Origin of the sequence: Prevotella sp. P5-92, from assembly GCF_002251245.1 — a bacterium.
Classification (GTDB): Bacteria; Bacteroidota; Bacteroidia; order Bacteroidales; family Bacteroidaceae; genus Prevotella.
Genome location: NZ_NPJG01000124.1, coordinates 16,005 through 30,192, shown reverse-complemented (window position 1 = coordinate 30,192; position 14,188 = coordinate 16,005). Strand labels below are relative to the sequence as shown.

General features: G+C 47.3%; 12 protein-coding genes and 1 tRNA gene. 12 read left to right on the top strand and 1 reads right to left on the bottom strand.

Annotated elements, in window-relative coordinates; all coding sequences use genetic code 11:
- The first annotated feature begins 22 nt into the window (after window positions 1-22).
- The 8 genes from CIK99_RS12700 to CIK99_RS12665 all read left to right on the top strand — a co-directional run bounded on the left by CIK99_RS12700 (window position 23) and on the right by CIK99_RS12665 (window position 9,015).
- Window positions 23-937: a glutaminase gene (locus tag CIK99_RS12700; protein WP_094381864.1), complete on the top strand. Its 915-nt coding sequence runs from the start codon at window positions 23-25 to the stop codon at window positions 935-937.
- Between the two features lie 82 nt (window positions 938-1,019).
- Window positions 1,020-1,811, top strand: a complete 792-nt coding sequence (gene nagB / locus CIK99_RS12695) for a glucosamine-6-phosphate deaminase (RefSeq protein WP_094381863.1) — start codon at window positions 1,020-1,022, stop codon at window positions 1,809-1,811.
- 178 nt (window positions 1,812-1,989) lie between these two features.
- Window positions 1,990-2,060 (top strand) — tRNA-Gln (locus CIK99_RS12690).
- Between the two features lie 103 nt (window positions 2,061-2,163).
- Window positions 2,164-2,970 (top strand): 16S rRNA (adenine(1518)-N(6)/adenine(1519)-N(6))-dimethyltransferase RsmA, encoded by an 807-nt coding sequence (rsmA, locus tag CIK99_RS12685; protein ID WP_094381862.1) that lies wholly within the window; start codon window positions 2,164-2,166, stop codon window positions 2,968-2,970.
- An 11-nt stretch (window positions 2,971-2,981) separates the two neighbouring features.
- On the top strand, window positions 2,982-3,389 hold the full coding sequence (locus CIK99_RS12680) for a DUF6769 family protein (protein WP_094381861.1): 408 nt from the start codon (window positions 2,982-2,984) through the stop codon (window positions 3,387-3,389).
- A gap of 78 nt (window positions 3,390-3,467) precedes the next feature.
- Complete coding sequence (locus CIK99_RS12675) at window positions 3,468-4,700, top strand: efflux RND transporter periplasmic adaptor subunit (protein WP_094381860.1); 1,233 nt, start codon at window positions 3,468-3,470, stop codon at window positions 4,698-4,700.
- Window positions 4,701-4,711: 11 nt separating this feature from the next.
- Window positions 4,712-7,801 carry an efflux RND transporter permease subunit gene (locus tag CIK99_RS12670; RefSeq protein ID WP_094381859.1) on the top strand — a complete coding sequence of 1,030 codons (3,090 nt, stop codon included), beginning with the start codon at window positions 4,712-4,714 and terminating at the stop codon, window positions 7,799-7,801.
- Window positions 7,802-7,869: 68 nt separating this feature from the next.
- Window positions 7,870-9,015 carry a TolC family protein gene (locus CIK99_RS12665; RefSeq protein ID WP_216822810.1) on the top strand — a complete coding sequence of 382 codons (1,146 nt, stop codon included), beginning with the start codon at window positions 7,870-7,872 and terminating at the stop codon, window positions 9,013-9,015.
- 1 nt (window position 9,016) lies between these two features.
- Here the strand turns inward: CIK99_RS12665 and CIK99_RS12660 are convergent, their stop codons facing one another.
- Window positions 9,017-9,772, bottom strand: coding sequence for a peptidylprolyl isomerase (locus CIK99_RS12660; protein WP_094381857.1), 756 nt, complete (start codon window positions 9,770-9,772; stop codon window positions 9,017-9,019).
- Between the two features lie 154 nt (window positions 9,773-9,926).
- Here CIK99_RS12660 and CIK99_RS12655 point away from each other — a divergent pair, with 154 nt between their 5' ends.
- The 4 genes from CIK99_RS12655 (at window position 9,927) to CIK99_RS12640 (ending at window position 14,129) form a co-directional block, all read left to right on the top strand.
- On the top strand, window positions 9,927-10,391 hold the full coding sequence (locus CIK99_RS12655; protein WP_094381856.1) for a MaoC family dehydratase: 465 nt from the start codon (window positions 9,927-9,929) through the stop codon (window positions 10,389-10,391).
- A gap of 29 nt (window positions 10,392-10,420) precedes the next feature.
- A complete protein-coding gene (locus CIK99_RS12650; RefSeq protein ID WP_094381855.1) occupies window positions 10,421-11,404 on the top strand; it encodes a lysylphosphatidylglycerol synthase transmembrane domain-containing protein in 984 nt (327 codons plus the stop codon).
- Window positions 11,401-12,849, top strand: coding sequence for an aminoacyl-histidine dipeptidase (locus tag CIK99_RS12645; protein ID WP_094381854.1), 1,449 nt, complete (start codon window positions 11,401-11,403; stop codon window positions 12,847-12,849). Before CIK99_RS12650 ends, CIK99_RS12645 begins: the two co-directional genes overlap by 4 nt.
- Window positions 12,850-13,202: 353 nt before the next feature.
- A complete protein-coding gene (locus tag CIK99_RS12640; protein WP_094381853.1) occupies window positions 13,203-14,129 on the top strand; it encodes a magnesium transporter CorA family protein in 927 nt (308 codons plus the stop codon).
- Window positions 14,130-14,188 lie beyond the last annotated feature (59 nt).

Below are 14,188 nucleotides of genomic sequence, written 5' to 3'. Positions count from 1 at the left end.
TGCGATAAAACTTCAAACAACAATGGAATATAATAAAATCGTAGAGAATATCATCGACAGCGTACGTCCTCTGCAAGGGCAAGGAAAGCAGGCAGACTATATACCGGCTCTTGCCAATGTTAATCCTGACCAGATGGGGATTTGCATAGAAACAATAGGAGGTGCAGCTTACACATACGAGAAGGCTGACACTCGTTTTTCGATACAGAGTATATCGAAGGTGTTTGCACTGGCTATGGCCTTCTCGATTGAGGGCGAGGGCTTATGGGAACGTATGGGACGCGAACCGTCAGGCACAGCGTTCAATTCGCTTGTACAGTTAGAGATAGAACAGGGCAAACCACGAAATCCCTTTATCAATGCCGGAGCTATCGTGATGACAGACATCTTGTGTGAACGACTGAAAGATCCCGAAGGTTTTTTCCTACAATTTGTCAGAAATATGTCGGGCAGCAATACTATAAACTATAATCATGCAGTGGCAGAATCAGAGCGGGAACAAGGCTATCTCAATGCAGCTATCATCAATCTTCTGAAATATCACGGGAATATTAAGGGCGACATAGAACGAGTGTTGCGCTTCTATTTCCTTATGTGCTCGGTTGAAATGAGTTGCCGTGAACTGGCACATGCCTTCTTGCCCTTTGCCGACCATACCAAACCGTTTGATTATACGGATGTCTATCTCACGCGTTCGCAAGTGAAACGTATCAATGCCATCATGCAGACTTGTGGTTTTTACGACGAGGCAGGCGACTTTTCCTATCTCGTTGGACTTCCAGGAAAGAGTGGCGTAGGAGGCGGCATCGCGGCGGTGTTTCCCAGCCTTTATTCTGTTGCGGTATGGAGCCCGAGACTAAACGCAAAAGGCAATTCGGTAATAGGCATGAAGATGCTCGAACTGCTTACTACTGCCACCCAACAGTCGATATTCTAAATAATTATTGCAAAAAAATCGATAAATTCTTTGTCAATATAGGATATTTTACTAAATTTGCGGACAAAAAAGAAAAAAATATATGAGAGTAATTATCGAACCAGACTACGATAAGATGTCTAAGTGGGCTGCTGACTATGTAGCCAAGAGAATCGTTGAGGCAAATCCAACAGCGGAGAAGCCTTTTAAATTAGGTTGTCCGACGGGCTCGTCTCCTTTGGGACTTTATAGGGAGCTAATCAAGAAATACCAGGCGGGAGAACTGTCGTTTGAAAACGTAATCACGTTCAATATGGACGAATATGTTAATCTTGACGAGAATCATCCTGAGTCATACCATTCGTTTATGTGGACTAACTTTTTCTCGCATATAAATATAAAAAAGGAGAATGTACATATCCTCAATGGCAATGCCAAGGATCTTGTGGAAGAGTGCGACAACTACGAGAAGATGATAGAGGATGCTGGCGGAATAGACCTCTTTATGGGTGGAGTAGGGCCTGACGGTCATCTCGCATTTAACGAACCTGGCTCATCACTGACATCAAAGACACGTATCAAAACACTTACCACTGATACCATCATCGCAAATAGCCGCTTCTTTGACGGCGACATGAACCTCGTGCCAAAACAGGCTCTCACCGTTGGTATCGGTACCGTGATGGCTGCCAGAGAGGTGCTGCTACTCTGTAATGGTCACCATAAGGCACGCGCGCTTCAGCATGTGGTTGACGGTAATGTGTCGCACAAGTGGACTGCCTCTATGTTGCAGATGCACCCAAAGGCCATTGTCGTGTGTGACGAAGCGGCATGCGACGAACTTACAGTGGCAACATACAAATATTATCTCGACAAAGAGCGAGGAAACCTATAAAAGTAATTAAAGAGAATCCTTGACTCCACCTTTTTGCTCGATATTATATTAGTTTTGTAAGAAAAAACGAAATATTTAAGGCAAAAACAAAAAAAATGCAGGAAAAGTTTGGAGGATTAAGAAAAAGTCCGTACCTTTGCACTCGCAATCAGGGAACAACACGATTGCAATACAAAATTGGGATATGGTGTAATGGTAACACTGCAGATTCTGGTCCTGCCTTTCCTGGTTCGAGTCCGGGTATCCCAACAAAAAGAGAGCGCAATCTTAGGGTTGCGCTCTTTCTTTTTGAAGAAATTAAAAGGGACGTGCTCCCTAAAATACCATACATTACTCTTAAGAATATTTTTATATGAAACAAGTACGCCCAAAGAAAAATCTCGGTCAGCACTTCCTTACTGACCTCTCGATAGCCAAACGTATTGCGGACACGGTCGATGCCTGTCCCGAGCTCCCTGTTCTCGAAGTGGGGCCTGGCATGGGTGTACTCACACAGTATCTTATTGAAAAACCCCGTCCAGTGAAGGCGGTGGAGATAGACACCGAGTCGGTGAATTATCTCTACGAACGTTTCCCGAGCCTTATTAATAATATAATAGGTGAGGATTTCCTGCGTATGGACCTAAACAAGATATTCGACGGTCAGCAGTTTGTGCTAACTGGAAACTATCCATACGACATCTCATCACAGATATTTTTTAAGATGCTCGACAATAAAGACCTTATACCTTGTTGCACTGGTATGATACAGCGTGAAGTAGCCCAACGAATGGCTTCGTCTCCAGGAAACAAGGCATACGGCATACTGAGTGTGATGATCCAGGCATGGTATAATGTGGAGTATCTGTTTACGGTGGATGAGGGCGTGTTTAATCCGCCTCCAAAGGTGAAGAGCGCGGTGATAAGAATGACCCGTAACGAGACCACAGAACTTGGTTGTAACGAGCAGTTGTTTAAGAGAGTGGTTAAGACGGTGTTTAACCAGCGCAGAAAGATGTTGCGAGTGAGTATGCGCCCGTTGTTTGCCGGCATTCAGGTGAGTGAGGGCTTTTTCAATCATGATATTATGACCCGTCGTCCTGAGCAGCTCTCAATAGCAGAGTTTGTTGACCTGACAAACATGGTGGACGAAGAGTTGGGAACGTCAGAACCGAAATAAGTGTTATTGAAATGAAACGCATCTTTCTCATTATAGTGTGGACAATAGGGGTGATGTCGGTGTTGATAGCTCCTATTATTCCTCATCATCATCATGGTGAGGCTATATGCATGATAATGGAACAATGCGGGATAGACAATAATATTAATGACGAACATACTGAACATCATGGAGATAGTGAACATGAGGATTGCTCTTCGTGTATAAAGAATGCACAGTGGCTTGACGTTATGGCAGGCAATAACAGGAATGCATTTGATGTTTATCTCCTGCCATTGTTTGTCGTTTTTGGCTATGAATGGCATGTAAGAGATGTAGTTGTTGAAGAGAAGCAAAATCTTTATTGTCAGTCCAAAAAAAAGCTACTGGAAGGCTATGGAGGATTATGCGGGCTGAGAGCCCCTCCTTGTTTTTGTTGATATCTTGCTGGAAAAAGAATGAGCGTCAAATACTCATAAACAAAAGAAAAAGACAAGTTTACATAAACAAGTATTACAATGAGACATATTTATATATTCTTTATCTTGATGGCAACTTGCATGTTGGCAGGTTGTCAATCGGGAAAGACAACTCATGGCTCTCACGACCATGAGGGAGAGACAAATGAGTCGCATGCAGGTGAGATAGTGATGACTCACCAACAGATGGAAAAAGCTGGTATAAAGACAGAGACAGTGGTTGAAGGAGATTTTACCGCTGTGATGAAAGCAGCCGGACAAATAGTTAGAAGGCAGGGTGACGAGCAGACTGTTGCCGCCACGATGAGTGGTATAGTGTTTCTTCGTGACGCATCGTTGTCGGAGGGAAGTGAAGTGGCAAGAGGACAAGCCGTGGCTGACATTACTGCACGCAACCTACAGGATGGCGACCCTATAGCTAAGGCAAGGGCTGCATTCGATGCTGCAAAGAGAGAATTGGAGAGGATAAAACCTTTGGCTGACGATAATATCGTCTCTCAGCGCGAATACGAACAGGCAAGACTAAACTACGAGACTGCACGTGTGACATACGAGGGTGTGGCGTCGTCTCGTAGCGGAAGTGCTGTCGTGACTGCCGGCCGGGGAGGTTTCGTCAAGTCGTTGCTTGTGAAGTCTGGCGACTATGTGAATGTGGGCGACCCTATAGTTGTTGTCACTCAGAACCGCCGTCAGCAACTCGTTGTTGATGTACCGGAATGTGCATACAGGAACATGGATGAAATAAGGAGTGCTAACTTCCGTGCCACGGGAAATGAAAACATCTATAAGCTATCTGAACTCAATGGAAAACTGGTATCGTATAGCCGGACGTTGCCCGAAGGCTCAGCATATCTTCCTGCCACATTCGAGTTTGACAATGTAGGCGATATTATTGCAGGGTCGTTTGTAGAGGTTTATCTGTTGCTCAAGCAGAGAAAGAACGTGATATCTGTGCCTAATACCGCGTTGACCGAAGAACAGGGTCTATATTATGTATATGTAAAACAGCATGAAGATCATGACCATGGACATGCTGAACATGCTCATGAGCATGAAGACCACCATGCCCACGAGGCAGAGGCTCACGACCATAAGGGTGAGGAAGGCATCTTTGAGAAGCGTGAGGTGAAGATTGGTCAGACCGATGGCGTACGTACTGAGATTGTCAGCGGACTAAAGGCTGGCGAGAGTGTCGTTACTGTTGGGGCTTACCAAGTAAAACTCGCCTCAGCGTCATCAGTGATTCCTGAAGGACATAATCACAACCACTAATATCTACGATTATGTTGAACAAGATAATAAGATTTTCGCTCGACAATCGTCTCGTGGTGCTCATAATGGGAGTACTGTTGACAATAGGTGGTCTTTATACTGCCGACAATATGGAAGTCGATGTATTCCCCGACCTTAATGCCCCTACCGTGGTGGTGATGACTGAGGCAAAAGGCATGGCTGCAGAGGAGGTGGAGCGCCTTGTGACTTTCCCAATAGAGACAGCCGTCAACGGAGCCACCGATGTTCGTCGTGTGAGATCGTCGTCAACCAACGGGTTCTCTGTCGTTTGGGTAGAGTTTAACTGGGGTGCCGACGTGTATCGTGCCCGTCAGATAGTTAATGAAAAACTATCTACCATTAGCGACGCCTTACCACAAGGCATTGGAAGTCCGACACTGGGTCCACAGTCGTCCATACTTGGTGAGCTGATGTTTGTGTCGCTCACTTCTGACTCCACGTCGCTACAGGAGCTACGCACCCTTGCAGACTGGACCATTCGTCCACGTCTGATGTCGTCGGGAGGAGTAGCACAAGTGGCTGTGTTAGGAGGCGATATACGTGAATATCAGATACAGCTTAGTCCCGAACGCATGAAGCATTTCGGTGTAGGACTTAACGAGGTGATAAACGCTGTCGGCAATATGAACCGTAACGTGGCAGGAAACACTCTGTATGAGTATGGCAACGAGTACATCATCCGCGGACTGCTAACCACCAATGACCCTGTAGAGATAGGGAAGGCAGTAGTGAAGAAGTCGCCGTCAGGAGCTCCCATTCGTCTTGACGCCATTGCCGAAGTAATGGTGGGCAACCGCATGCCACGTATGGGCACAGCATCGTATAATGGCAAACCTGCCGTGATGATGACCGTGACGAAACAGCCGTCGGTGTCCACCTTGGAACTGACAGAAGCCCTTGATTCTACCATATCGACACTGAAGAAGAGCCTGCCGGCTGATGTGACGATGTCAACCGATGTCTATCGCCAGTCGCATTTCATCGAGAGTAGTATAAACAACGTGAAGAGCGCGCTGATAGAAGGCGGTGTGCTTGTAGTGGTCATACTTTTCCTCTTCCTGATGAACGTGCGTACAACGATAATCTCACTTGTCACTATTCCGCTTTCGCTGCTTGCCGCTATTGTGGCATTGCATTTTATGGGGTTGACAATCAATACGATGAGCCTTGGAGGTATGTGTATTGCCATAGGCTCTCTCGTGGATGATGCCATTGTCGATGTGGAGAATGTATATCGTAGGTTACGCCTCAATAGGATGTTGCCCGATGGCGAGCGAAGACCGGTGATAGAGGTAATCTTTGAGGCTTCAAAGGAAGTGCGTCTGCCTATCCTCAACTCCACGTTGATAATCATAGCCAGCTTTGTGCCCATATTCTTTCTCTCTGGTATGGAGGGAAGAATGTTGCAGCCTTTAGGAGTGGCGTTTATCGTTGCCCTTTGTTCTTCTACAGTGGTGGCGCTGACGATGACTCCAGTGATGTGTAGCTTCCTTTTAGCAAAGGGAAAACTCAACGAAGAAGGCCGCGAGCCTTATGTGGCACGAAAGCTAAAAGAGGCTTATACTAAAGCCTTGTGTTGGGCCTTGGGTCATAAGCGCATTGTAGTGACGGCAACAGGAACAGCATTGGTGGGAGCCATAGTCGTATTCATGGGTCTTGGTAGCAGCTTCTTGCCTCCATTCAACGAAGGCTCTTTCACTATCAACGTAAGCACTTTGCCAGGAATAGCCCTCGACGAGTCTGACAAGATAGGACACCGAGCTGAGGAAATCCTTCTTTCCATACCAGAGATAAAGGTGGTGGGAAGGAAGACGGGTAGAGCCGAACTCGACGAGCATGCCCTTGGGGTCAACACGTCGGAGATAGAAGCACCATACGTGTTGAAAGACAGAAGCAAGGATGAGTTGTTGTCTGATATCCGTCAGCGTCTTAGTGAGATACCGGGAGTGAATGTAGAGGTAGGATCGCCCATAAGTCATCGTATCGACGCCATGCTCTCTGGTACTCGTGCCAGCATAGCGATAAAAGTGTTTGGCCCTGACTTGAACCATATATTCAAGATCGGAAACGAGATAAAGTCGAACATCAAGGATATTGAAGGGGTGGCGGACCTTAACGTGGAACAGCAAGTGGAGCGCCCTCAGCTCACCATAAAGCCCAAGCGGACCATACTGGCTAAATATGGTGTCACGATGCCTGAGTTTGTTGATATGATAGAAGTGTTGCTTGAGGGTCGCGAGGTGTCGCAGGTATTTGAGGGAAACCAGACATTTGCGCTCACGTTGAAGGTGGACGATGCCAGCCGGCAAAGTATCTGGGGAATACGTCATCTTATGGTTGATGCCGGTGGACGAAAGGTGGCTCTCGAGAATATCGCAGATATAACGTCAACTGCCGGTCCGAATACCATCAGTCGTGAGAATGCTCAGCGTAAGGTGGTAGTTTCGTGCAACGTGGCAGGACGAGACCTTATTGGCGTGGTGAGCGACATACAGAAGAAGGTGGATGAGAACGTCCGTATGCCTGAAGGTTATCATGTGGAATATGGCGGACAGTTTGAGAGCCAGAAGGAAGCCTCACGAACGCTTACCTTGACGTCGTTGCTCTCTTTGCTTGTCATCTTCATGCTGCTGTTCAGTCAGTTCCATAATGTCAGACAGTCGGCTGTGGTAATGGTAAACCTGCCGTTGGCTCTCATTGGCGGCGTGGTGGCTATATGGATGACGAGTGGCGTGGTGAGTATCCCGTCAATCATCGGATTTATCTCGCTTTTCGGCATAGCTACGCGCAACGGCATGTTGCTTGTGTCGCGATACAACGATCTGCGCGAGAGTGGCATGACATTGGAACAAAGTGTGATGCAAGGCTCTGCCGACCGTCTTAACCCGATACTCATGACAGCCTTGACATCTGCGTTGGCTTTGATACCAATGGTGATAGGCGGCGACCTGCCTGGCAATGAGATACAGAGTCCGATGGCAAAGGTCATCCTTGGCGGTTTGCTCACTTCCACTATCCTCAATGGGTTTATCATTCCTGTGATGTATCTGTTGACGGAGAAGAGGGGACTAAAGAAATGAGTAAAGAGTTGACAATTACATAAATTTTTTTGAATATGAATAGAGGAACGGTATTTTTTGTAGCAATAATGACTACTTCCACTCTCTTTGCACAAAATGGCATAGAGAGGGCAATGGCAGAAATAGAAGCCCACAACACGACGTTGAAGGCAATGGTGAAATCTGTTGAGGCTCAGAAACGTGCTAACCATGCAGACAATGCCCTTGCCGATCCGGAGGTGGGAGTAAACAAACTGTGGGGCGACCCTTCGTCGATAGGTAATCGTACGGATATCAGCGTGAGTCAAGAGTTTGACTTTCCTACCATCACAGGTGCCAAGACGCGGGTGGCTCGCCGACGCGACGACATGGTGGATTGGCAGTATAAGACCGAACGAAGTGCAATATTGCTTGAGGCGAAAGAAGCACTCATCGACGTGGTGTATTATAACAAGTATATAGCCGAACTGGAGCGTAGGATGAGTCATGCCGACGCCATCTATCAGGCACAGAAAAGTAGCTTGGAGGCAGGCGCAAGCAACAAGCTTGAGTTCAACAACGTCCGTCTTGGCCTCTCACAGATAGTGACTGAGCTTAAGAAGGCGGGGACAGAGCGTCAGGCCGTGATGACCCAGCTCGCCCGACTCAACGGCGGTGAAAGGCTTCAGTTGGCCGATACGGCTTATGCAGCGTCAGAACTGCCTTCTGACTTTGACATGTGGTACGCTCAGGTAATGGCGTCGCATCCCACTTTGGGATATGCTGAGAGCCAGACGGAGATGAGTCGCAGTCAGTTGTCAGCTGCCCGTCAGTCTGCCCTTCCTTCCATTTCGCTTGGTTATATGAGCGAGAAGACGATGGGAGAGCAGTTTCAAGGCTTGACCGTGGGTCTTAGCGTACCATTATGGGGCAGTTCGCGCCGCATCAAGCAGGCAAAGCGTGAGAGCGAGGCTGCAGATGCTATGCGCGATGACGCCAAGAGTCAGCTTTACGGCATGCTAAAGGAACGGTATATACGTGCCACCGGACTTGCCCATGCTGTCGAGGCATCGAAAAAAGCCTTGGCAGAAGCCGACAATAGTGTGCTTCTGTCCAAGGCGTTGAAAGCTGGTGAGATATCAATAGTGGAATATCTCGTAGGTCTGTCATACTATTACGACGCTATCGACAATTTGCTCTCTACCGAGCGTGAATGTCAGAAGGCTTATGCCGAATTGACCGACTTCTTGTTATAGCTTATCGTCTGTTGCCCGAGGTATTCCTTCTTACTGGACGCCTTGTGGCAACAGGCTTTTTTGCTTGCTGTTTCACCTCTTCTATCACGCTGGCCTTAATTATCCTTATGTCTTCGAGCGGACGGTCGTTGTCATCGGTGGCGCTTAGTTGGATCTTTTCAACCACGTCAAGACCTTCAGTGATTTCGCCGAAGACAGTGTAGCCTCCGTCGAGATGAGGAATGCCTCCTATGGTTTTGTAAGTCTCACGCATCTCAGGGGTCAACTTCACGCGGTAGCCGTAGAGCGTGTCAAGACGTTGCTGCATCTTGTCGAGTTCGGCATCGGTAAATGTCTTTCCCCATGTAAGATAGAAATGACAAGCGCTCGATTCGCGGTATGGATTGGAGTCGTCTGGTTCACGGGCAGCAGCAAGCATACCACGACGATGGAAGATTTGTGGTAGGCGCAGCTCCTGCTCTACGGTCCAGTCAAGATCGCCCTCGCCGAGAAAGTCTCCTGGTTTGGCGTCTTTGCTCTTTGGGTCGCCGCACTGTATCATGAAGTCTTTAATGACGCGGTGGAATAGCAGTGAGTCATAGACGTGGAGATTGACCAACTTGATGAAGTTGTCGCGATGCAATGGTGTCTCGTTGTATAGCTTCAGGCGTATATTGCCAGCTGTGGTCTCGAGCAACACCTCTTTGCACTTGTTGTTGTCTTGTGCATTGGCATTTAGTGTCAGTGCCATGATGATGGCGATGAATAATGTTTTCATAATGAGTTCTGTTATTATGTGTTATTGTTGTTAAAAATTTGTGGCAAAGGTAGTGAAACATACCGATATTGCAAAATAATAGAAGAAAAAAGTGCATTATTACAAATTAAATTATTACCTTTGCACGAAAATTAATCTTAGAAAGAATAACAAAATGAGTAAAGTAGTAATAAACAACTATGAAGAGTTTGCCGCAATGCTCGGCAAGAACATCGGTATTTCAGACTATGTGGAATTGACACAAGAGCGTATCAACCTCTTTGCCGATGCCACCCTCGACCATCAGTGGATACACGTCAATCCCGAGAAGGCTGCCGTGGAGAGTCCTTTCAAGACTACCATCGCACATGGTTATCTCACCTTGTCGATGTTACCACATCTGTGGAATCAGATCATTGAGGTTAACAACCTGAAGATGATGGTAAACTACGGAATGGACAAGATGAAGTTTGGTCAGGCTGTGAAGTCGGGCGAATCAATACGCCTTGTTGCCGACCTCCTGTCGATAGCTAACCTCCGTGGTACGGTAAAGGTAGAGATAAAGTTTGCTATCGAGATTAAGGACCAGAAGAAGAAGGCGCTTGAGGGAGTCGCCACGTTCTTGTATTATTTCAACTGATAAGATAGGATAGGGAAGAATAGACAGCGATGAAGATAACGAGTATCGTGGTGAAGATCTTGATGCCATTATTGTTGGGCGGAGCCATCTTGTACTGGATGTACCGTGGCTTTGACTTCAACAGCATCCGTCATGTCGTGTTGCACGAGATGGATTGGACTTGGATGTTGTTGTCATTTCCTTTTGGTATCTTGGCTCAGGCTTTCCGTGGGTGGAGATGGAAACAGATGCTCGATCCCATTGGCGAGCATCCGCGCTCTGTCACCAGCGTCAATGCTGTCTTCTTGTCTTACGCCGCCAGCCTGTTAGTGCCTCGAATAGGCGAGTTCACGCGTTGCGGAGTGCTGAAGCGATGCGACGGTGTGTCGTTTTCCAAGGCCTTGGGAACGGTAGTCACCGAACGTGCCATCGACTCGCTGCTTGTGGCAGGCGTGACCGGCATCACACTCCTTGCCCAGCTAAATATCTTCAATATCTTTTTCGACCGTACAGGTACCAGCTTTGAGTCGGTGGTTCACCGTTTCACTGCTGCAGGCTATTTCGTCACTTTCGTTTGCGGAATGGCATGTGTGGTTCTTCTGCATTTCCTTTTGAAGAAGCTATATATATATAATAAGGTGAAAGCCACTTTGAGCGGAATATGGCAAGGAGTGATGTCGCTGAAAGAAGTGAAAAACATCCCCTTGTTCATCTTCTTCACCCTCGGTATATGGGTAAGCTATTTCCTTCACTATTATCTTACTTTCTTTTGCTTCGACTTCACCAGTCATCTCGGCATCGGATGTGCAATGGTGACCTTCGTGGTGGGAAGTATAGCGGTGCTTGTGCCCACGCCTAACGGAGCCGGTCCGTGGCATTTCGCAGTGAAGACGATGCTCATCCTCTATGGAGTGGCAGACGAGAATGCCCTCTACTTCGTACTTATCGTACATGCCGTTCAGACAATGCTTGTCGTCCTGCTCGGAGTATGGAGTTGGGTGGCCTTGAATTTTATAAAAACTAAAAAGCTATGAGTGAAATTAAAAACCTGAATCCCGAGTGCATCTGGAGAAACTTCGATGCACTGACACAAGTTCCACGTCCGTCAGGACATCTGGAAAAAGTACAGCAATTCCTTATCGACTTCGCTGCCCGTGTGGGAGTGGAGGCATTTAAGGATGCAGCCGACAATATCGTGATGCGCAAGCCCGCCACTCCAGGCATGGAAGGCAAGAAGGGCGTTATACTTCAGGCCCATATGGACATGGTGCCGCAGAAGTCGCCCGACAGCACACACAACTTCGAGACCGATCAAATCCAGACTTATATCGATGGCGAATGGGTGAAGGCAAAGGGAACCACCCTCGGAGCCGACAACGGACTCGGTGTTGCCACCATTATGGCTGTCATGGAAGACAAGACCCTCAAACACGGACCTGTCGAAGCACTCATCACTGCCGATGAGGAGACTGGTCTGTTTGGCGCCAACGGACTGCCCGAAGGCGAACTTCACGGCGATGTGCTCCTCAATCTCGACTCAGAACACTGGGGCAAGTTTGTGATAGGTAGTGCAGGCGGAATAAATGTTACTGCCACACTGGGATACAAAGAGGTTGAGACTGATGCCGACGACGCTGCTGTACGTGTGACGCTGAAGGGACTGCGTGGCGGACATTCTGGTCTGGAGATAAACGAAGGCAGGGCTAATGCCAACAAACTAATGGTGCGTTTCGTGAGAGAGGCAATAGCCGACCTCGATGCACGTCTTGCTTCTTGGCATGGAGGAAACATGCGCAACGCCATTCCTTTCCAGGCTGTGGTGGTGCTCACACTGCCAAAGGAGAACGTCGAAGCTCTTAAAGAGCTGGTGGCAGACTGGAAGGCTGACTTTGAAGACGAATACAAGGGCATAGAGAGCGACATTGAGTTCTTTGCTGAAGACGTTGAGACACCTAAGATGGAACTGCCGGAAGAGATTCAGGACAATCTTGTGGATGCCATCTATGCCGTTCACGATGGTGTGGTACGCATGATACCCGCTTATCCTCATGTCGTGGAAACATCAAGCAACCTCGCCATCATCGATATCGAAGGCGGCAACGCCTTGATAAAGCTGTTGCCACGTTCGGCTCGCGAGGACATGAAGGATTACGTGGTGAATATGATAGCCTCTTGTCTTAATATGGCTGGCATGAAGGTAGAGACAGCCGGTAGCTATGGTGGTTGGGATCCAAATCCCGAGAGTCCTATCCTCCATCATCTCCTCCGCATCTATAAGGAGCAGACCGGCGAGGACGGCATCATCCAGATAGACCATGCAGGACTGGAGTGCTCAATCATCCTTGGCAAGTATCCAAACCTCGATGTGGTATCGCTCGGTCCCACGATAAAGTCACCTCACACCACTGGCGAGCGTGCCCTCATTGCCACCGTAGAACCATTCTGGAATCTCTTGAAGCAGGCTCTGGAAGAGATATAGGATTCAATTTTATAGGAGTTGAGGAGTTAAGAGGTTAAGACAATAGTGTTCAAGCACGATATTCAAATGCTTAGACATATGTCTTATCACCTTATCTCCTCAACTCCTTGTCTTTTTTGTTAAAAAATCGTTACTGGACGCAAAATTCTTCATTCTTCATTCTTCTTTATTTATTTTTTTTATACCTTTGCACCGGATTTTTAAAACTTCAACAATTATGGACGATTATCACGCGGAAAACAACAATTATTAGGCGTGAGGATGGCAAGACGCCAATCCTCTTGCCAGTTTGACATTTTCGTGAGCCGAACAGAGTCGGCTATCTTTTTGTAAAACAATAATGGATTGGAACAATGAGAACATATTGGAACACCAATGGAGGACTGACACCCATCAGTGAGTGGGAACCAAACTGCTGGATACAAGTGACGTGTCCAACAGAAGAAGACCAGCTTTTGCTTGAGAAGCAATTTTCCATACCAGACTATTTCATGTCTGACATCAGCGATACCGACGAGCGCGCCCGTTATGAATACGACGACGGCTGGATGCTCATCATTCTCCGTATTCCCTATGTCAAGGAGATACGTTCACGTACACCTTATACCACAGTGCCGCTTGGTATCATACACAAACGCGACGTCACCATCACCGTGTGCTATTACGAGACCAATATGATGATCGATTTCGTGAGCTTCCAGCAGAAACGTGGCGTGGGTTTCACCGACTATGTCGATATGATCTTCCGCCTCTTCCTGTCGTCGGCAGTGTGGTATCTGAAGCGTCTGAAACAGATCAACAGCCTTATAGAAAAAGCCAAGCGAAATCTCGACAGGGAGGTGAACAACGAGTCGCTGATAGGACTGAGCCGTCTGCAAGACTCGCTCACGTATTTCGTCACCTCCATCCGTGGCAATGAGACTCTTCTGTCGAAACTGAAATTCAAACTTCAGATAGATGAACTCGACGCCGACCTCATCGAAGATGTCAATATCGAGATGACCCAGGCGAGGGAGACGACAAACATTTATTCAAACATTCTCGAATCGACCATGGATACCTATTCGTCGATCATCAACAATAATATGAACACCGTGATGCGAACCCTTACTTCAGTGTCGATTCTCATGATGTTCCCAACGCTCATAGCCAGTCTTTTTGGTATGAACCTGGTCAACGGAATGGAAACAAGCAGGTATGGATTTGTCATCGCAATGGTGATTTCAATAGCAGTTTCAGGGTTGTTTTGGTGGATTTTCCGGCATAAACGACTCATTTAGTTACTTTTTTTGAAAAAAAACGTTCAAAAATTAGGCAGTTACATTTTTTTTGCGTAAGT

Excerpts from the sequence above, each read along its gene's own strand:
- CIK99_RS12665 (WP_216822810.1), top strand. The coding sequence starts at position 7,870 with ATGACTACTTCCACTCTCTTTGCACAAAATGGCATAGAGAGGGCAATG.
- CIK99_RS12645 (WP_094381854.1), top strand. The coding sequence starts at position 11,401 with ATGAGTGAAATTAAAAACCTGAATCCCGAGTGCATCTGGAGAAACTTC.
- rsmA (WP_094381862.1), top strand. The coding sequence starts at position 2,164 with ATGAAACAAGTACGCCCAAAGAAAAATCTCGGTCAGCACTTCCTTACT.
- CIK99_RS12700 (WP_094381864.1), top strand. The coding sequence starts at position 23 with ATGGAATATAATAAAATCGTAGAGAATATCATCGACAGCGTACGTCCT.
- CIK99_RS12660 (WP_094381857.1), bottom strand. The coding sequence starts at position 9,772 with ATGAAAACATTATTCATCGCCATCATCATGGCACTGACACTAAATGCC.
- CIK99_RS12640 (WP_094381853.1), top strand. The coding sequence starts at position 13,203 with ATGAGAACATATTGGAACACCAATGGAGGACTGACACCCATCAGTGAG.
- CIK99_RS12650 (WP_094381855.1), top strand. The coding sequence starts at position 10,421 with ATGAAGATAACGAGTATCGTGGTGAAGATCTTGATGCCATTATTGTTG.
- CIK99_RS12670 (WP_094381859.1), top strand. The coding sequence starts at position 4,712 with ATGTTGAACAAGATAATAAGATTTTCGCTCGACAATCGTCTCGTGGTG.
- nagB (WP_094381863.1), top strand. The coding sequence starts at position 1,020 with ATGAGAGTAATTATCGAACCAGACTACGATAAGATGTCTAAGTGGGCT.
- CIK99_RS12680 (WP_094381861.1), top strand. The coding sequence starts at position 2,982 with ATGAAACGCATCTTTCTCATTATAGTGTGGACAATAGGGGTGATGTCG.
- CIK99_RS12655 (WP_094381856.1), top strand. The coding sequence starts at position 9,927 with ATGAGTAAAGTAGTAATAAACAACTATGAAGAGTTTGCCGCAATGCTC.
- CIK99_RS12675 (WP_094381860.1), top strand. The coding sequence starts at position 3,468 with ATGAGACATATTTATATATTCTTTATCTTGATGGCAACTTGCATGTTG.